The organism is Telluria sp. AC161 (genome assembly GCF_979258535.1).
In genome coordinates this window covers 3,952,642-3,969,082 of sequence record NZ_OZ409861.1, presented here as the reverse complement: position 1 = coordinate 3,969,082, position 16,441 = coordinate 3,952,642, and the positions used below count along the sequence as shown (strand labels likewise).

Below are 16,441 nucleotides of genomic sequence, written 5' to 3'. Positions count from 1 at the left end.
TCGATGTCTCGTTGAGGGGTGAGAGCTTTTCCCGGTCAACCCAGGTTTGGTGCAGCGCTATCCATCAGATGCCATGTCAATTCATCCGGATCGAAGGGAAGGTAGCTGCCATCTACAAACTGCGGAAACGGTTCCTCGGCGACCACCCAGGCCTGGCGCCACGGTTGGTTGACGACTTGATGCAGTGGGTGTTCTGTTGAAAGACAAGGTTGCCACGTGCCAGTGACCGGACACGTCTTGAGTGCATTGCAGGACCGTTGCGGTTGTGTGCGTATGACTTCGCGCGTCATGCCGGTAGCGGCGACTGGGTTAACTACGCCATCGTCGTGGCGGACTGTGAGGAAACGCTGCCACGTTAGCTCCGGGATGGCTCTGCTCCCCATTCCTTGCGGATATCGCGGCAGGTCGAACGCCTCTCCCGGCTGGTACAGGCCTGGCGGAATATCTTCAAGCCAGGTCTGCACCTGCGCCGACTTGGATGGCGCGATGGCTTGCCAGTATCCTGCGAATGGCGCTTCGGTTCTCCTTGCCTTGTCTTCGCTCAGGATCAAATCATATGTGGCATCAAGGTAGTACCGGCCTTGCCGTTGAGAGGCAGCGCTTGATTTTATTTCCGATGGTCGATTTGTCGCGCCTTTCGCGGCATCAATAAGCGTTTGTTTATCGCCATCCCACGGGGGAAGTGGTGCAGGTGGTAAGGGGAGCACCTTGTCGAGGTTGGGGAAACGCAGTAATGGATTAAGATCGAGGGCGTTATGGAGTACTAGATAGCGCTTCGAACGTGCATTATCGAGATGTGGGGCAAGCATGTCTGCCAAGTCGTCCGGGTCTCCGAATTCTATAGTTAGCGTTCTTGCGCAATCGGAACAGCCGTGTTTTACACCCTGATGTAACGTTCTAAGTGCCAGTGCTTTGGTTTCAGTTTTTTGGGGACCGGAACGAGTTCCGTCGCTGGTACGTGGCCATGCCTGGAGGTAATATAAACTATATGCTGCAGGACCATATCCTTGGGCCAAAGAGCACTCAAGCATTTTTGTCGCGACAGGGATGTTAGCCCAAAATCCGTCTCGCGGACTGTTCCATGTTGCCGCCAACTTGTCGCCTAGGTAGCCCATTGCGTGCGGATTTCCCATCTCGGCTGCTCGCTGCCAGAATGCGAACGCTTTCGTCGCGTCTCCCGGCATGCCAACGCCATGCATGTAGTAAGTCCCCATGCGATCATAAGCAGCGGGAACACCGAGCCTCATCGCTTCCTCCACGAGCACTAGCGCCTCGACTTGCCCACGGGGCGGATCGCGGTTCTCTAGGTATAGGGTGGCAAGGTTAAGCATGGCTTTCCAGTGGTGTCTGTCGGCTGCTTGGCGTGTCAACTGTACGATCCTCCCATAGTCGCGGTCTTCTTCCCAAGCGCTAGGGTCGTCGAGAGCTTGCGCTTCGAGGAACGAGCTATCAGCTCGTGCATCGACGGGCGGCGCCTTAGTTGCTTCAATCTGGCAAGTGAAACTAGAGCGGTGCGGATTAAAGAGGGGCAGTTTTTCGTTGCGGGGCAGGGCTTGGGTTGCTTTGTATTGGTCTCGTACAATGCTTAATGCGTTGAAAGAGCAGACCAGGAAAGCCACCGTCAGCAGGCCGTATGCGATCTTGCGAAGCAGAGGTAATGTCATTGGCAGCTCGATGTCTCATTGAGAAGTGGGAGCTTTTCCCGGTCAACCCAGCTTCAGTGCAGCGCTGTCCATCAGATGCCAGGTCAGCTCATCCGGATCGAAGGGAAGGTAGCTGCCATCTACAAACTGCGGAAACGGTTGCTCGGCGACCGCCCAGGCCTGGCGCCACGGTTGGTTGACGACTTGATGCAGTGGGTGTTCTGTTGAAAGCCAAGGTTGCCACGTGCTAGTGACCGGACACGTCTTGAGCGCATTGCAGGACCATTGCGGTTCTGTACGTATGACTTTGCGCGTCATCCCGGTAGCGGCGACTGGGTTGACTACGCCATGGTCGTGGCGAACTGTGAGGAAACGCTGCCACATTAGCTCCGGGATGGCTCTGCTCCCCATTCCTTGCGGATATCGCGGCAGGTCGAACGCCTCTCCCGGCTGGTACAGGCCTGGCGGAATGTCTTCGAGCCAGGTCTGCACCTGCGCCGACTCGGATGGCGCGGTGGCTTGCCAGTATCCTGCGAATGGCGCTTCGGTTCCCCTTGCCTTGTCTTCGCTCAGGATCAAATCATATGTGGCATCAAGGTAGTACCGGCCTTGCCGTTGAGAGGCAGCGCTTGATTTTAGCTCCGAGGGTCGATTTGTCGTGCCTTTCGCGGCATCGATGAGAGTCTGTTTGTCGCCATTCCACGGCAAGAGCGGTGCGGGCGGTAATGGAAGCACCTTGTCAAGGTTAGGAAAGCGCAGCAGTGGATTAAGATCAAGGGCGTCGTGAAGTACGGCATAGCGCTCGGATCGGGCTTGATCGAGATGTGGAACGAGCATGTCGGACAAGTCCTGTGGGTTGCGGAACTCTCCGGAAATGCCTCGCGCGCAGTTGGAGCAACCGAATTTAACACCTTCGTGTAGAGTGCGTAATGCATGTGATCTTGTTGCCGCAGTTCTAGATTCGGCAATTGTTCCATCAGTTTTTAACGGCCAGGATTGAAGAAAAGCCAACGTATAGGCTGCCGGGCCATAACCCTGAGCGAGTGCACATTCCAGCATTTTAGTTGCGACGGGTAGGTTCGCCCAAAATCCATCGCGGGGGCTGTCCCATGTCGCGGCCAGTTTATCGCCGAGGTAAGCCATCGCGTGCGGACTTCCCATCTCTGCTGCTCTTTGCCAGAATGCGTAAGCTCTGGTGGCGTCGCCAGGAACACCGACGCCAGTCATGTAGTAGGTGCCCATCCGGTCATATGCAGCCGGAATACCAAGACGCATCGCTTTCTCTACCAGAGCAATCGCGTCCATTTCTCCATGCGGCGGATCGCGATTCTCTAGGTAAAGCGTAGCCAAGTTGAGCATGGCTTTCCAATGGCGCCTGTCCGCAGCATTACGTGTCAATTGGACGATCTTCTTGTAGTCGCGGTCTTCTTCCCATGCGTCTGGATCGTCTAGTGTCTGCGCTTCGAGGAACCATTTTTCGGCTTGTGCATCAATTGGCGGGACTTTATCTGCTTCAATTGCACAAGTGAAACTTGGACGATGGGGATTAAAAAGGGATAATTCTTCATTGCGGGGGAGGTCTTGGTTAGTTTTATATTGGTTGTTCACCATGGTATATGCCTTGAAAGAGAAAAGTATGAAGAGTCCAGTCAGTAGGGAGTAGAGCAGCTTACGAGCAATAGGCAATTTCATTATTAGCTCAGTCTTAGTGTGGCGCTACGATTATCTTGGGGTGGTAATAGGAACCCTTTTATAGGCTTGAAAATTCTTTTTTTCCCAAGGTTAACCTGATCACTTCAATGTGCTGATCAAGTGCGCACCGCATTCGGTGACATCGCCCTCGTAAGCATATGATTTGCCCTTGTGCTTCGCTCCCGCGCCATCCGGCTTGATTGGAAAGTTTCCTCTGCATGCCGGACAAAACGTCATGTCGCCCTCGATAGCTGCGGCAATACCCATTACCTTCGTCTTCGATGAGGCACTGGTGACTTTGCCGCCATGATCTGTCTTATCATTCAGGCGAATGACGCCACGGCCTTCGTGTTTCATATTTATTCCTGAAGATGGTTTGGTGGTGTCGTTATTTTTGATCAGTTGTATCCGCTTGCGGTTTGGGAAAATAATAGGAGTCTTCGGGCGCGCCAGGCACCTTGACCCTGAATTTAAGTGCAGAGAGAAACTTGTCCCAAATTGCTATAGCTTCGTCATCGGTGACTGAAGCCTTTTTCGCCGCCCCTACCATATTATGTTCGACTTTCGTGAACATGGCGGCATGGAATTCTGATGGGTTTGCCACATCTCCCGGCGTACCGACGAATGCCCACTCGAAATCATGGGTGCCATCAGACCTGCGAATTAATGATTCTTCGCCTTTCCAATGTTGTACGTCACGTTTTCCTTCACGTAGAACATCACGAGGAGGGTAAGAAGCACCTTGAATATTTTGTGCATGCGTGATGCGGGCAAGTAGGGGCAATTCATCTCGCTTCATTTGCTCAAATCTGGATTTTTCATAATCAGCGTAAGCATCTTTGTTAGATCCGACTGAGAAGGCCACGTCTGGGAGGCTTGGTAGATAAATTCCAATGCTAACTATTTCCTGAAGGTCATAATTATTATTGGGTATGAATCCATGATCGACACAAAAGCCGGATTCCGTCGGTACTTCATCGATTGCTCGTAGCTGTAAATATTTCGCCCGCATGAGTTGTCGGTTTATCACGGTGCTTTCAGATTCATTTTGTGATACTGAGTCTCCAAGAATAAATGTCACCTTATCTTTACTAACATATGTGTCGAAAAAAAGTGCGTTGCGCTCCTTCTTATATTTGTCTTCGAAATAGCGTATTTGCCAGCTATTTTCTGTCGGGCCTGGTCCGTTAAAAGTAATTTCTGAGGTTGGCTCTTCTGACTTCAGCTTCCTTATTCTTTCTGCAACACGAATTTTTGCCTCATCCAATCCGCCCGTAACTGTAACGATATCAGATGGTAAGGCAAAGCTTCCTGCAACAAACTGGGCTTCGTACGGCACCTCAATCGCGTAGCGGCCGAAACAAAAAATTTTTGTTTTATTAAACATGGATTGCAGGCGTGGAGTGAGCTTTACTTGTTCGGGCACGGCGGTCTCCTTGTAGGAATAGGTTCGTGATTCTCCAGACGAAGATCCCAGCACAATCATTATGGTAGTCGCAGTAGCGAGGAACTTCGAGTGCCGCATGATTTTCACATTCACTCCCATTTTGCGGTCTTGGCGATCTGAGCGATTGAGTACAACAAAGACGAGAGAACGTTATGGTCTGCAAAGCTATTCTGGTGTTCATAGCTCTTGCCTTTACTCTCACCATGTACAAACAATTTCCCGGCTATTTTTTTAGCTGAGCGAGTGGCTGGGACCGTCTCGTCTCCTGGCGCTATCGGAGGCTGCAAGACGAGTGTAAGGATGCGTGTACCGGCCTGCACTTTGAGTGTTCCTGTCCCATCGTCGCTGAGTAGAGTCCAACTTTGGGCAGCGGGCAATTCGATATTTCGCGAATCCCACACTTCACGCTCCATTACCTTAAAGACAATCTCACCGTAAGATGGACGTTCTGACGATAAACAGAAGCTGCCGTAACAATTACTTGGGTGAAAAGTGGCTCTGATGTCTTCAATAAACTCGGCAGCTTTTCTGACACGATCAACGACAGAATTAATGCCGCCTCCCTGTTTTTCATTCAAACGGGCAGGATTGACCCAGTCTGGATTCAGCAGCCGCCACCACTTATCCGGCGGCTGCATATAAATGCTTCTCAAAGGGCTTTCTCCGCTATCGGGTAAGCTCCATAACTCGCGTCCTGATCCATCTATTACCTTCAGCCAGCCTTTTCCGTAAGCAGACCCGGGAAATAGCTCCAGAGCTGCAGGTGCGTTTGCAAGTATGGCAGTAGCATTTTCACCGTTGATGCCTAGAACCTTTGCCGAGGTCTCCGCGACCATACCTGCTCCCTCTAAGAAGCCGAATCGCATTCGTTTGTAAGACGCAGCGGCCCCCATGGTCGGCATGACATTGTGGTACATGCCCAATACCTTGACCGATGCATCATCTAGTAGATTCCCATATTTCGGATGAATGAGCGCACGCGCGAGAAGCCCTCCCATGCTGTGCGTTACGATGATCACTTCATCACACTTGAAGCCTCGTTTTTGATATCCCTTGGTCAATCCACGTATGCGCTCCGCAATTTCGCGTGCGGACACCCCATTGCTTCTCAAATAGTTGTAGCCCATTGCATGAACCGGATACCAGCAGGCTGAAATTTTCTTCAGATCGTATTCGGTTAATGGGGCGCTAGCTTCCACTGCCCCGAAAGTAGTTGGATCAGCGAAGAATGGCTTCCACATCGGATTGGCAGCGTCACCTCTGACCATATTATTAAGGTGGAGCTCAACCGCTTTCAACATCTGACCGTAGGCGCCGGCGAACAACACTTCACTCCAGCCGCGCCATCTTGCGACCTGTGCCGCTGATTCACGCCTTTTCCCTGTTGATTGGCGTCCAGGCCTCCAGCCTGCGATCCTGCGCGCACCGATGAGGGGCGGGATCGCTTCAAGATCGTCGGGAACGTTCTGATGTCGTTGGTCCGCTGCGAGCGTTTCCGCCCCATCTGGATCGAAGCGATCCTTGCTCTCGGTATAGCGGTAATATTCGACCTCGGTTTCGTTCTGATCTAACATCAGTTGGCGCTGTGCCGGGGTAGCATTTTTGTACCATCCAGCTAAACCAGTGCCACTCAACGCGGTGCTAGCCCCTTTTGTACCTACCATGTCATCAGGGCGCCAGGAGCGGTTATCTGGTCGGTTTAATGCGTTCTGTCGGGCTTTACTTAGCCGAAGATTACTACCCATCACACCTGGCAAAAAAATCACTGGTATTACTTTGCGTGGTGGAAGCTTCACGTCATGACGGGCAGTGTCCGACGTTGGTGTCATGTGGACCGTATATTCGGCCCATCCGCCAATGCCCTGCGTGAATTCGCCTTGATGATTGCCGCGCTCGTTGAGTGCTGATTGGTCGCTCATGGTAGTTCACCTTTGTAGCGGATCGTGTAGAAATCGAAGCTACCTGCTTTCTGCAATTCGGTGCTCCCGTTGGCGGGGGTTTTGCCGTTTGTAACCGTGCCATCGTCGCGTAAGAGTTCGTAAGAGATATTCTTTTCAGGTTTCATGTTGCCGTCGACGAAATTAACCTCTTGGTCGAACTGGTAGTCGGACGAGCGTTCGTTGAAAGCCTGAGAAACGCTTTTCGCTGGCAGCGTTTCCAGATTTCCGTGAAACAGCACCGGCGCAGAGGTAAAAAATTGAACTTTTTCGCCGATCTCGACCATATTGTTGACGCCATGCAGCCGCACGCCTTTCTTGCCGCGAATATTCACCCACTCAGTCTCGCTGAGCAGTTCAAGCACCTTGTTGGCGATGATTTCCACGTTGTCACTTCGCGCGTGCACTGACACTTGGCCAGCAGCTGCTATCAGTTTCATTCCAGCTTTATGAACGAACAGTCTGAAGGTCTTGCCGACGCTGGCGAATACACCATTGGCGCTGGCGATCGAGAGGCTCTTGCCACTTGTGATCATGGTGTGACGTTCGCTGGCGATGTGAGTCGATTGGGCGCTCGTCAGCTCGATGCCAGCGGGGCTCGCTAAAATCAGGTGCGGCTCCGAGAGCTCGGGCATCGAACCTCTGGTCTCCCCTCGAATCGCTGAATTTTGAGCCTCGATGTCGTCGGCGGCTTCGTCCTGCTGGCCACTTTCTTGTGCCTCCTGTTCGAGCGCCATATAGGCCAGTTGTTTCTGAATTTGTGCCGCTGATGCTAGCCGCTGAGCCGTCTCGCCCAAGTCCTTGGCATGGGCTACTGCGTTCATCCTGGCTTCGGTTGTGATGAGCATGCCGTTGGCAGCGCGGGCAACGCCCCATGCATTGGTCGTCAGTTCCCAGCCTTCCCCGCGTGCATCCTTGCGCCCGGCGTTGTCCTCGATCCGCGTGATATGCCCGAGCGACAGCTGACTGCACTGGTGATCGCTCTTCAGCTGCGCCTGGATCATCTCTTTCGTGTCATCCAGCACCAGGTGGTTACCGCGTGCACCACCGCCGAGCTCGCGGCTGCGCAAGCCTGCCAGGGCCGATTGCGCGGGCAGCGCCCATGGCGGCATGTGTGTGCCGTTGTAGAGCGCGCCCAATATCAGTGGATGGTCGATATTCCCGTTCGGATAGACAACGGCGACTTCTTCGCCGACGCGCGGCAGGCGGATGTGGCCAAACTCCTTCCCCGCAGCCGGGCTCAGCACCCGAATCCATGGCGAGCTGTTTTCGTCGTGCTGGCCCAGCCGGTCCCAGTGAAATTGCAGCTTGACCCGGCCGAAACCATCGGTGTGGATGTCGGCGCCAGCCGGACCGACGACTGTCGCCGTGTGCAAGCCCATGTAGGCGCCTGGCTCGCTGTTGAAGTCGCGACCCGGCCGCCAGCGGATGTCCCTGTTAATGCAGGTAAACCGGTTTTCGTAGTGCGACGGGGCGCCCGCGCCAGCCTGGTAGTTGTTGGTCGCTTCGTGCTCGACAGACAGGATCAGGTAGCTGCGGTCACCAATGCCACGGCGCGGTTCGGGGTCGTAGTCCAGCGAGCGCGGCTCGGCGCTGAAATGCCCACCGAGTTTGAAGGTGCGCCCCGGCTGGACGCTGCGGGCATTGCTGGTGGCATCGAACGTTTGCGTATCCTTGTCCTGCTCCACCATGCGCTGCGTTGCGAGCCGTTCGCCATCGCTGCGCATGCGAAAGCCGTAGGCGCCGCTGTCTTCGTACACTTCGTAGGCGACTATGTCACCTTGCCGGTTGGCGGAGTAGCCGGTGGCGTGCTGCGCGCCGGGATTCTTGTAGTCGACGCTGGCCAGCGTGGTCGTGCCGGAGCCGAGGCGCCGGCTCGCACTCCACAGGTGAATGCCGTCATCTTCGAGCGAGCCGCTCTTGTCGTGGAACGCGATGACGTCCACGTCGTCATAGCTGGTGGCGTCGATCGGCTCGTTATGGAAGCTCTTGTCGGAGAGCATGAGCTTGTGACCGTCAAAGCGGTGTTCGTACCAGTAATGCATGCCCCGCGCTTCCCAACGGCGGTGCAGGTGGTTGTAGTCGGTCTCGTTATATTGATTGGCAACGGTCAGTGGCGGATCTTCTTCGAACACATGCATGTGCCAGTCGGCCTGGCGGTAGTGCTTGAGCGTTTCTTCGGTGATCTGCTGCACGCTCTTGCCATGGAACGACACGTTGTCCTTGCGCAGTCGCGCGAAGGCAAGCCAGGGCTCGAGCACCATCCGGTAAAAGGCAAAGCCGCCATCGGCACGCAAGAACGACAGTTGCGTGATGTACCCGTTGAAGTAACGCAGCGAGCCGTCCTGGCGCACCAGGGAAATCGTGACCATCCGGCCCATCAGCATCTTGAGCGGGATGCGCGGGTCGTCCGACAGGACGTCGACCTCGAACCGGAATCCGCGTGAGACTTCCTCGTGGGCGACCAGTTTATTTGGCAGCAAAATCGCGGGCGGTCCATCCTCGAAAGGAAAGTCCAGTCGCATCAGCCGGTTGTGCTGCGAATTGCCGCAAAATGCCGATAGTGCGGCGCCGGCTGCGATGGTCTGGCTCTCGCCCATTGCGTTGCTCCCGATGGCCGCTGCACGGCCGCAGTTGAAATAATCGACATGGTCAGCGACCACGTTAGCCCGCCGTCACGCAGCCTCAATTGACTGGCATCAACGCCGTTTTTTAAGCCACGTCACCGTTTTCCTGTCTGTCTCTTTTTCGAGTCATCGAGGTCTGCAGCATCAACCGGACGTCGGGACGATCCGCGATACCTGGTGTCGCGGTAAGAAACGTATTCCACCCAAGCTGACGTGCTGGCGTCCTCGTGCTCAAGGTAAGCTGCTTGATGGCAGGCGGTGCAAGCAGCAACCGTAGTTCGTAGTGCAAGGTCGGCACTGCAAACATCCTTGTCATTTCCCGCAGTGCCGCCAGCGCCGTGCCGCCGGGAAGAAAACTGCGCGCTTGCGCTTCGTCCAGTGGCCCGACATGCAGACGCGCGCAGATGTCATGTCGCCACAGGCGCATGCCCAGCGGCGTGCTGATGCCGAGTACGGGCTTGGTGACGCCCAATGTGCTGCGCCGGTTTTCAGGAACCGGATCCCAGCGGCCGACGAATTGTTCGAGTCTGACCGGCACGTTGAAGTAGCTGCTCAACACCTGTTCGACCGTGCCGGCCGCCACCGGGCGGGTGCGAAGCAGCCCGGCGAAACAGGCTGCGGTGTCCTGCCTGACGTGCCTGACTGGTTGCCCGGCGCTTGCGGCCCTTGGCGGGCACGTGCCTGCCAAGGCAGTCATCATCGGCAGCAACCGGTCCCCGTCGCCGATGGCCAGGTCGTGTTCGACCCGGTACTTGACCGACGCTTCATAAAACAGGCCGATCAACCGGGTCGACATGACATCGAGCAGTTCGCGCTGGCTGGCATCGTCCCCAAGCGACTTGCGCGCTGCGATCCGTTCGGTATCGTGCACCGGCAGGGTGCCACTGGCGCCGAGCAGGCCGATGAATGCGGGCGTGATCCGGACGCGGCGCAATGTTCCCGAGCGCAGCGCACCAAGTGGATCCTGTGTTGCCGGCTCGACGTCGAGCGCTTCGATTTCGCTGGCAGGAAACGACAGCGACAGGCTGTTGCGAAACGACAGCACGGTGCGCAAGGCGCGTTCGCGGCCGATGCCATGGCGCTGCAGCGCGCGTAGCAGGATGCTGACGAGCTGGGTGAAGCTGAACCGGTATGGCTCGGCCAGGAGCAGGGCGATTACAGCAGGCTCATGCTTCCGCTTCGTGGGGCGCATCGGATCAGCTCCTTTCCGCTTTGCTGCGAGAGGGCGACCAGTTCGACGAAGCTGTTTAGCTGCACGTACAGCGCGAAGAACTGGTGCAGAACCTGGACGAACAGATGCAGGCCGGCGCCGGCATACGCTTCTTCGTCGAGCGTGACGCGCACTTCAAGGCCGTGCACCAGCGATGTGCCGTTCCTGTGCCTGATCCAGGCCGTGGTGTCCTGCTGGTCGAGCGCGATGATGCCGCGGATTTGCCGCCGCGAGACCGACGACGAGGCCAGGTCGTAGAGGGACAGCATTTCGCGCAGGCCGTGAACACCGTCGTCCATCAGGGAATGATGGTTCAGCGCCAGGTGCGAGATCAGGCGCCAGTGCATGCCTGCGTCATTCGTCAAGCGGGCAGGGCGGGTTGGCCTGCGCACCATGCGGATCGCTGCGTTGCGTGTTGCGCCCGGGATGAACAGGTCGCCTTCAGGCGCACCGATGGCCAGTGAGCAGGGCAGATCGCGGTTGGTGCAGCTCAGTTCAACCGACAGGATATTTCTCTCGATCTCGAACGGGTCGCAATCGGCGCCGACGAGCGTGATCGATTTTTCATGGCCCGGACTGCACAAGGCAAGCGTCTCGTCGTGCCGCAGGAACCAGTAGCGTCCTTGCTCGCTGGCGTATTGTGCGCCGTGCCGAAGCGCATAGAACGGCTGGAATGCCGTGATCGACGTGTCGTTGCCGTTCTGGCGCACCAGGTGCACCGCATCGACCGAATACACCTCATATGCCTGCGGAAAATTGGCGTGCGCCAGAAGGGTGTAGTCGGCCGCTCGCTGGTCGTACGTGATCGGCACGCCAGGCTGCTGGAACAGATTGACGACGGGCGTGCAACCTTGTACCAGATGCTGTGTCGACAAGCCGGCGAGCATGCGCGCCTTGTCGGCGTCGGGCCGGATGCCGGCAAGACCCAGGCGTAACGTGACACTGGGGCAGCCAGCAGGTACACGTGCCAGCAGCAAGGGAATATCGATGTCGAAAAAATTGAACTTCTCGGGAAAGGCGAAATACTCGGCAAGAATGCGGTAAGCCCCATGCGAGCGGGCGTCGAACGGAATCAGGGCATCGTCAGGGGCAAATCCGGCAGGTGCGATCGGTATGCAAGGTAACCGTTCCCACGGGCCGTCCTCGTCAAGCTGAACATACGCCGCCACCGTGTGCATGAAGAGCGCGTCGCGCAGCGTGGCGCAGAACGAGGCATCGCCATCGGCATACACGCGCAGCACAGTCGCCGCATTCGGCGCCGGCAGCGGGCCCCATCCGGCGGCGCCGAATGTCAGCGTCAGCGACGATGTGACGTCGTCCGGCAGGCGTGTTGCGACCGGCGCCTGAATGATGGTCTCGAAACTGGCGGTGCGCAGTGCGACAGGCGACGGTGTGACGTCGTGGATGGTCTTGAAGCGGCATGCCACGCCGTGGACTGGCTTCGATTCCAGCAACGTCCCGCGCGGCATGGCGGGGATCGTGTCCGGGCGATCGAGTGTGCTGGAAACGCGCACGATTGCGCACGACGGAAACGGGCGCAGGTAGTGGGGATAGAGCAGGTTGAGCAGGGCTTCAGTAAATTCGGGATACGAGTCGTCCAGTCGCTTCGACACGCGCGCGCTGAGCAGGGCCGTGCTCTGTATCAGGCGTTCGACATGCGGATCGTCGCAGGTATCGCCACCCATTTGCAGCCTGGCGGCAACCTTGGGATAGCGCTGGGCATATTCCCTGCACAGCGACCTGAGAATGACGAGTTCGCGCTCGTACTTTGTCAACAATTCGTCCATGGGATCAGCGATTGCGCCCTCTAGTTGGCACCTTCGATCGAATACTGCTGGAGCGAGGGGCGAAATACCGCATTGAACGACATCGCCTCGGGCATCGACGCATGTTTCAGCTGCGCAGTGATCACGAATTCCACGCGGTTGATGGTGCCCCTGGCGCTCTTGGCGCCCCGCAGTGACACGAGGACCTTGTGCAGCCGGGGTTCATGGCGCTGGATGGCCAGCTGGACGGCCTTGCAGATTTCCTGCTGGTCCGTATCGCTGTTCATGCACATACCGGCGAAGTCGATCAGGCCATAGTTCAGGATGGAGCCCGATACCGTCGGGAGCGGGCTGAACGACGCCTGATGCACGCCGCAGCGCGTATTGAGCAACGCCTGCAGATCGCGCGTGACGCTGCGCAGCGCATGCTCGACAGAGCGCGCATGGGCGTTGCGCCGGTTACCCGATGGGGGCTCACCAGTGTCGTCCAGGCGGTCGAACAGACCCGAAGTAAAGCCGCGCATCGCGCTCCTCTCGTCAAAGCGGGACAACACCCACGGCAGCCATTGTCGGATCGTGAATCTCAGCAACGTTGCGCCGTCACAAGGGAATGCACTGGTTGATCGATACGCTGCCTGGCTGCGCGAAATCAATATTGCGCTTCAGGCGCGACGCCATCCTTCCGAGAATGTGTCCAGCGAAACTTCAATGGGAGGAACCATGAGCGCAACATCGAAGGTCCTGTGGTCGGAAGGCTTGACGCTGGGGCCGCAGCACTTTCAGCGTCAGGATCTCTATCACGAAACCCGCCTCCAGCGCATCGCTTCCGCCCTCAATCCGTACTGTTGGGGGGTGTGCAAGGTGACGTGGAATGTGGACGGATTGGGACACAACCGCCTGAGCGCGAACACGATGTCTCTCATCTATCCCGACGGAGACATCGTCGAAGCGCCCGGCGCCGACCTGCTGCCCGAGCCGGTCGATCTCACGCGCCTGCCGCCGGAGGAAGAATCATTCACGTTCTACGCAGCCCTTGCCCTGGTCAAGCCGCATGGGGGCAACGCCGACGACAACAGCCGCTACGTGCGCTGCGACCTGGATACCACTGACCTGTTCAGTGACGCGCTGGCGATCGAGGTGCCCTTTCTTAAAAAGCAGGTGCGGCTGTTGCTGCAGGTCGAGCCGCATGGGGCGCGTGCCAGCATTCCGGTGGTGCGGCTGCGGCGGGTAGCGGAAGGAGGCTTCGAGCTGGTGCCGGAGTTCATTCCGCCGAGCGTCACGGTGGGCGCAGCGCCAGGCCTGGTGCGCATGCTCGATGGCTTGAGCAGTGTGATCACGACGAAGATCGAATCGCTCCAGCGCACGCACCGCATGACGAACAACAGCATGTACGAAGCCGGCGCGGGCGATATCTCGTCGTGGTGGATGCTCAACATCCTGAGCACGGCCAATGCGCTGCTGATGCACTGCGCCAGGTCGCCCGGGTTTCATCCCGAGGTGATGTTCCGGCAAATGCTTGCCGCCGCGGGCGGACTGATGACCTTTTCAGATCGCTACAAAACAGCCGACCTGCCCGCCTACCGCCACGAGGCGATGGGCGAAGCATTCGCCGAGCTCGACGCGTTGTTGCGCGACCTGGTCGATACGGCGATCGGCACCAACTATCTCATCATCCCGTTTGTGGCCGACAAGAGCCGGCGCACATTCTCGCAGGCGATCCTGGATCCGGCCAAGGTCACGAAACAAAGCCAGCTTTATCTGGCGATTACTGCCGATATGGCGGGCCTTGACCTGGTGGCGACGGTGCCGATCCGGCTCAAGGTCGCTGCGCCCGAGAATATGGAAAGTATTATCGGGTCAGCATTGTCAGGCATACCGATCGCGCACATGCCGCAAGTGCCCCCGGCGATCCCGGTGCGGCCCAACACCTACTATTTTTCGCTGTCCACCAAAAATCCCCTGTACGACAAGGCACTCGAGGCAGGCGTGCTGGCGGTATATGCGCCGGACGGGATCCCGGGACTGAAAATCGACCTGGTCGTGGTGCTCTAGTCAACCACCGCGATGTCAGCGCACCGCCCCGCTGCCGATATTCTTGTCGAGGAACTTCTCGACCCGTCCCCAGAAATCGATGCGGTTCTTTTCCAGCGCCCAGCCGTGGCCTTCTTCCGGGTACTCGATCCATTCCACCTGCTTGTTGGTGCGCATGACGGCGTTGCGCAGCGCGGTGCCATGGTTGATCGGCACGCGCCGGTCGACGCCGCCGTAGGCCAGCAGCAGCGGCTGGGTGATGCGCGCCGCCTGCTGCAGCGGTGACGTGGCCTTGAACTGGTCGGCATCCTTGACCGGGTCGCCGATCCGTTCCGGCAGGCTGTGCTGCTTGACGTCGCGTGACATGTCGCTGCTGAAATGCGCGCCATTGTCAAACAGCAGGCCGATGTCGGTCACGCCGACAAAGCTGATACCGCAGCGGAACATCTCCGGATCGTTGACGAGTCCCATCAGCGTCGAATAGCCGCCGTAACTGGCCCCAGCGATGCAGACGCGCTTGGGGTCGACCAGCCCCTTGTCGACGACCCAGCGTACACCGTCGGCGATGTCGTTCTGCATGGCCAGGCCCCATTGCTTGTAGCCGGCACGTTCATGGTTGGACCCGAAACCCGTGCTGCCACGAAATTCGGGTTCGAGCACGGCGTAGCCGCGCGTGGCCAGAAATTGCGAATCGGGGGCCCAGCCCCAGGATTTGCCGCGCACCCAGGGGCCGCCATGGACCATCACCACCAGCGGCAGGCCGGTGCGCCTGGTGCCCGGTGGCAGGGTGAGCAGGGCAGGGATGTCCAGGCCATCGCGCGCCTTGTAGCGCAAGAACTGCTGGCGCCCCATCTGCGTCGGATCGATGCTTGGCTGCGCTTCGCCGACCTTGTTCAGCGACTTGGTTTTGCTGTTGTACAAGAAAAACACCGGCGCCACCACATCCGAATAGGCGGTGACCACGAGCAGGGGCGAGTCACCCCGGGCCGGCACCGACATCAGGTTGACCGTCGTCGGGAGCAGCTTGTCGACGTCCTGCTGGATCGCCTTCATGCCGGCGTCGAACCATTCATTCGATACCGCATCGGTGCGGAACTGCATGCCCAGTACCTTGTCGCGGTTGATCACCAGCTCGCCATCGATATCGTAGCCGGGCGCCGACAGCAGCGGTTGCGGATCGAGCTTGCCGGTGTTCACATCGAAGGTGTGCATGGCGGTCGTTCCGGCCTTGCCGCGCGCCGTCACGAACAGCGTGCCGGTCGGCCCGAAGGCCACCGGTTCGATCGTCGCGGCGGTTTCCTTGAATGCCGGGAAACTGGTCAATTCGCGCCACTTGCCGGTGGCCGGATCCAGATACTGCAGTGTCGTGGTCAGGTCCTTGTAGGTGATCGCCAGGCGCGGTTCGCCCTTGTGGTCGAGCAGCCAGCCGCGCGTGGCGCCGGGGCGCGGCACCGTTTTGAACTGGCCCGACACGGTGTTCACCTGGAGCAGGTCGACATGGCTCAGTTCATTGCGGGTGTCGCCGACTGGCGCCAGCGCGTAGGTGTCATCCGAGTCGACCCATGGCGTGTTGCCGGCCATCTGGCTCGACGGCGGCAGCAGCCGGCGCACGATGCGCGTGCCGGTGACCTTGTTGATGAGGTTACGGCTGGCCAGTTCAATGAACCGGCCGCCGTCGAAGTCGACCGCGTACATGCCGGGCATGAAGCGCTGGTCGCCCGGACCGACGCCTTTGTCATGCGTGTCGAACACCAGGCGCCGGTCGTTGATCCAGTAAAAATTGCGGACATCGGCGTCGTTGTAATGGGCGACGATCTTGGCGCTGTTGGTGTCCAGGTCGATGACCGTCAAAAAGTCGCGCTTGCCCGGCGCGCTGGCGCGCACGGCCAGATGGCGGCCGCTTGGCGAGAGCCTGGCGTCGCCGAACGGCGCGTTGCCAAAGAAGGCCGAGACGGGTGGCGGGGCTGGCGGGGTTTGTGCGAGGGTCAGTGGCGAAGCGACGAGGACGAGCGCAGCGAAGGTAGCCCTCGCCAGCACGCGGGTAAATGCAGACATGAAGTTTTCCGTGAAATGCTTGGTGTTTATATG

The 16,441-nt window shown here is 58.0% G+C and carries 11 protein-coding genes; 1 reads left to right on the top strand and 10 read right to left on the bottom strand.

Translation table 11 applies throughout. The features are described 5' to 3' along the window. Positions 1-35 precede the first annotated feature (35 nt). The 9 genes from ACZ0AJ_RS17660 to tssE form a co-directional block, all read right to left on the bottom strand. Positions 36-1,664 carry a tetratricopeptide repeat protein gene (locus tag ACZ0AJ_RS17660; RefSeq protein WP_499455789.1) on the bottom strand — a complete coding sequence of 543 codons (1,629 nt, stop codon included), beginning with the start codon at positions 1,662-1,664 and terminating at the stop codon, positions 36-38. A 42-nt stretch (positions 1,665-1,706) separates the two neighbouring features. Then, a complete protein-coding gene (locus tag ACZ0AJ_RS17655; protein WP_499455788.1) occupies positions 1,707-3,335 on the bottom strand; it encodes a tetratricopeptide repeat protein in 1,629 nt (542 codons plus the stop codon). A 99-nt stretch (positions 3,336-3,434) separates the two neighbouring features. Continuing rightward, positions 3,435-3,692: a PAAR domain-containing protein gene (locus ACZ0AJ_RS17650; protein ID WP_499455787.1), complete on the bottom strand. Its 258-nt coding sequence runs from the start codon at positions 3,690-3,692 to the stop codon at positions 3,435-3,437. 31 nt (positions 3,693-3,723) lie between these two features. After that, complete coding sequence (locus ACZ0AJ_RS17645; RefSeq protein WP_499455786.1) at positions 3,724-4,761, bottom strand: T6SS immunity protein Tli4 family protein; 1,038 nt, start codon at positions 4,759-4,761, stop codon at positions 3,724-3,726. Positions 4,762-4,871: 110 nt separating this feature from the next. After that, complete coding sequence (locus ACZ0AJ_RS17640; RefSeq protein WP_499455785.1) at positions 4,872-6,701, bottom strand: esterase/lipase family protein; 1,830 nt, start codon at positions 6,699-6,701, stop codon at positions 4,872-4,874. Next, entirely contained in the window at positions 6,698-9,382 is a 2,685-nt protein-coding gene (locus ACZ0AJ_RS17635; protein WP_499455784.1) for a type VI secretion system Vgr family protein, read from the bottom strand. The genes ACZ0AJ_RS17640 and ACZ0AJ_RS17635 overlap by 4 nt, the downstream gene beginning before the upstream one ends. A 49-nt stretch (positions 9,383-9,431) precedes the next feature. Next, positions 9,432-10,538 (bottom strand): type VI secretion system baseplate subunit TssG, encoded by a 1,107-nt coding sequence (tssG, locus tag ACZ0AJ_RS17630; protein WP_499455783.1) that lies wholly within the window; start codon positions 10,536-10,538, stop codon positions 9,432-9,434. Then, on the bottom strand, positions 10,502-12,343 hold the full coding sequence (gene tssF, locus ACZ0AJ_RS17625) for a type VI secretion system baseplate subunit TssF (RefSeq protein WP_499455782.1): 1,842 nt from the start codon (positions 12,341-12,343) through the stop codon (positions 10,502-10,504). Before tssF ends, tssG begins: the two co-directional genes overlap by 37 nt. Before the next feature lie 20 nt (positions 12,344-12,363). Further along, entirely contained in the window at positions 12,364-12,846 is a 483-nt protein-coding gene (gene tssE / locus ACZ0AJ_RS17620) for a type VI secretion system baseplate subunit TssE (protein ID WP_499455781.1), read from the bottom strand. A 196-nt stretch (positions 12,847-13,042) separates the two neighbouring features. On the opposite strand from tssE, the gene tssK reads away from it, so the two are divergent. Then, entirely contained in the window at positions 13,043-14,374 is a 1,332-nt protein-coding gene (gene tssK / locus ACZ0AJ_RS17615) for a type VI secretion system baseplate subunit TssK (protein WP_499455780.1), read from the top strand. A 15-nt stretch (positions 14,375-14,389) separates the two neighbouring features. Here the strand turns inward: tssK and ACZ0AJ_RS17610 are convergent, their stop codons facing one another. Further along, positions 14,390-16,408: an alpha/beta hydrolase family protein gene (locus tag ACZ0AJ_RS17610; protein WP_499455779.1), complete on the bottom strand. Its 2,019-nt coding sequence runs from the start codon at positions 16,406-16,408 to the stop codon at positions 14,390-14,392. Positions 16,409-16,441 lie beyond the last annotated feature (33 nt).

Excerpts from the sequence above, each read along its gene's own strand:
- ACZ0AJ_RS17660 (WP_499455789.1), bottom strand. The coding sequence starts at position 1,664 with ATGACATTACCTCTGCTTCGCAAGATCGCATACGGCCTGCTGACGGTG.
- ACZ0AJ_RS17655 (WP_499455788.1), bottom strand. The coding sequence starts at position 3,335 with ATGAAATTGCCTATTGCTCGTAAGCTGCTCTACTCCCTACTGACTGGA.
- ACZ0AJ_RS17650 (WP_499455787.1), bottom strand. The coding sequence starts at position 3,692 with ATGAAACACGAAGGCCGTGGCGTCATTCGCCTGAATGATAAGACAGAT.
- ACZ0AJ_RS17640 (WP_499455785.1), bottom strand. The coding sequence starts at position 6,701 with ATGAGCGACCAATCAGCACTCAACGAGCGCGGCAATCATCAAGGCGAA.
- tssG (WP_499455783.1), bottom strand. The coding sequence starts at position 10,538 with ATGCGCCCCACGAAGCGGAAGCATGAGCCTGCTGTAATCGCCCTGCTC.
- tssF (WP_499455782.1), bottom strand. The coding sequence starts at position 12,343 with ATGGACGAATTGTTGACAAAGTACGAGCGCGAACTCGTCATTCTCAGG.
- tssE (WP_499455781.1), bottom strand. The coding sequence starts at position 12,846 with ATGCGCGGCTTTACTTCGGGTCTGTTCGACCGCCTGGACGACACTGGT.
- tssK (WP_499455780.1), top strand. The coding sequence starts at position 13,043 with ATGAGCGCAACATCGAAGGTCCTGTGGTCGGAAGGCTTGACGCTGGGG.
- ACZ0AJ_RS17610 (WP_499455779.1), bottom strand. The coding sequence starts at position 16,408 with ATGTCTGCATTTACCCGCGTGCTGGCGAGGGCTACCTTCGCTGCGCTC.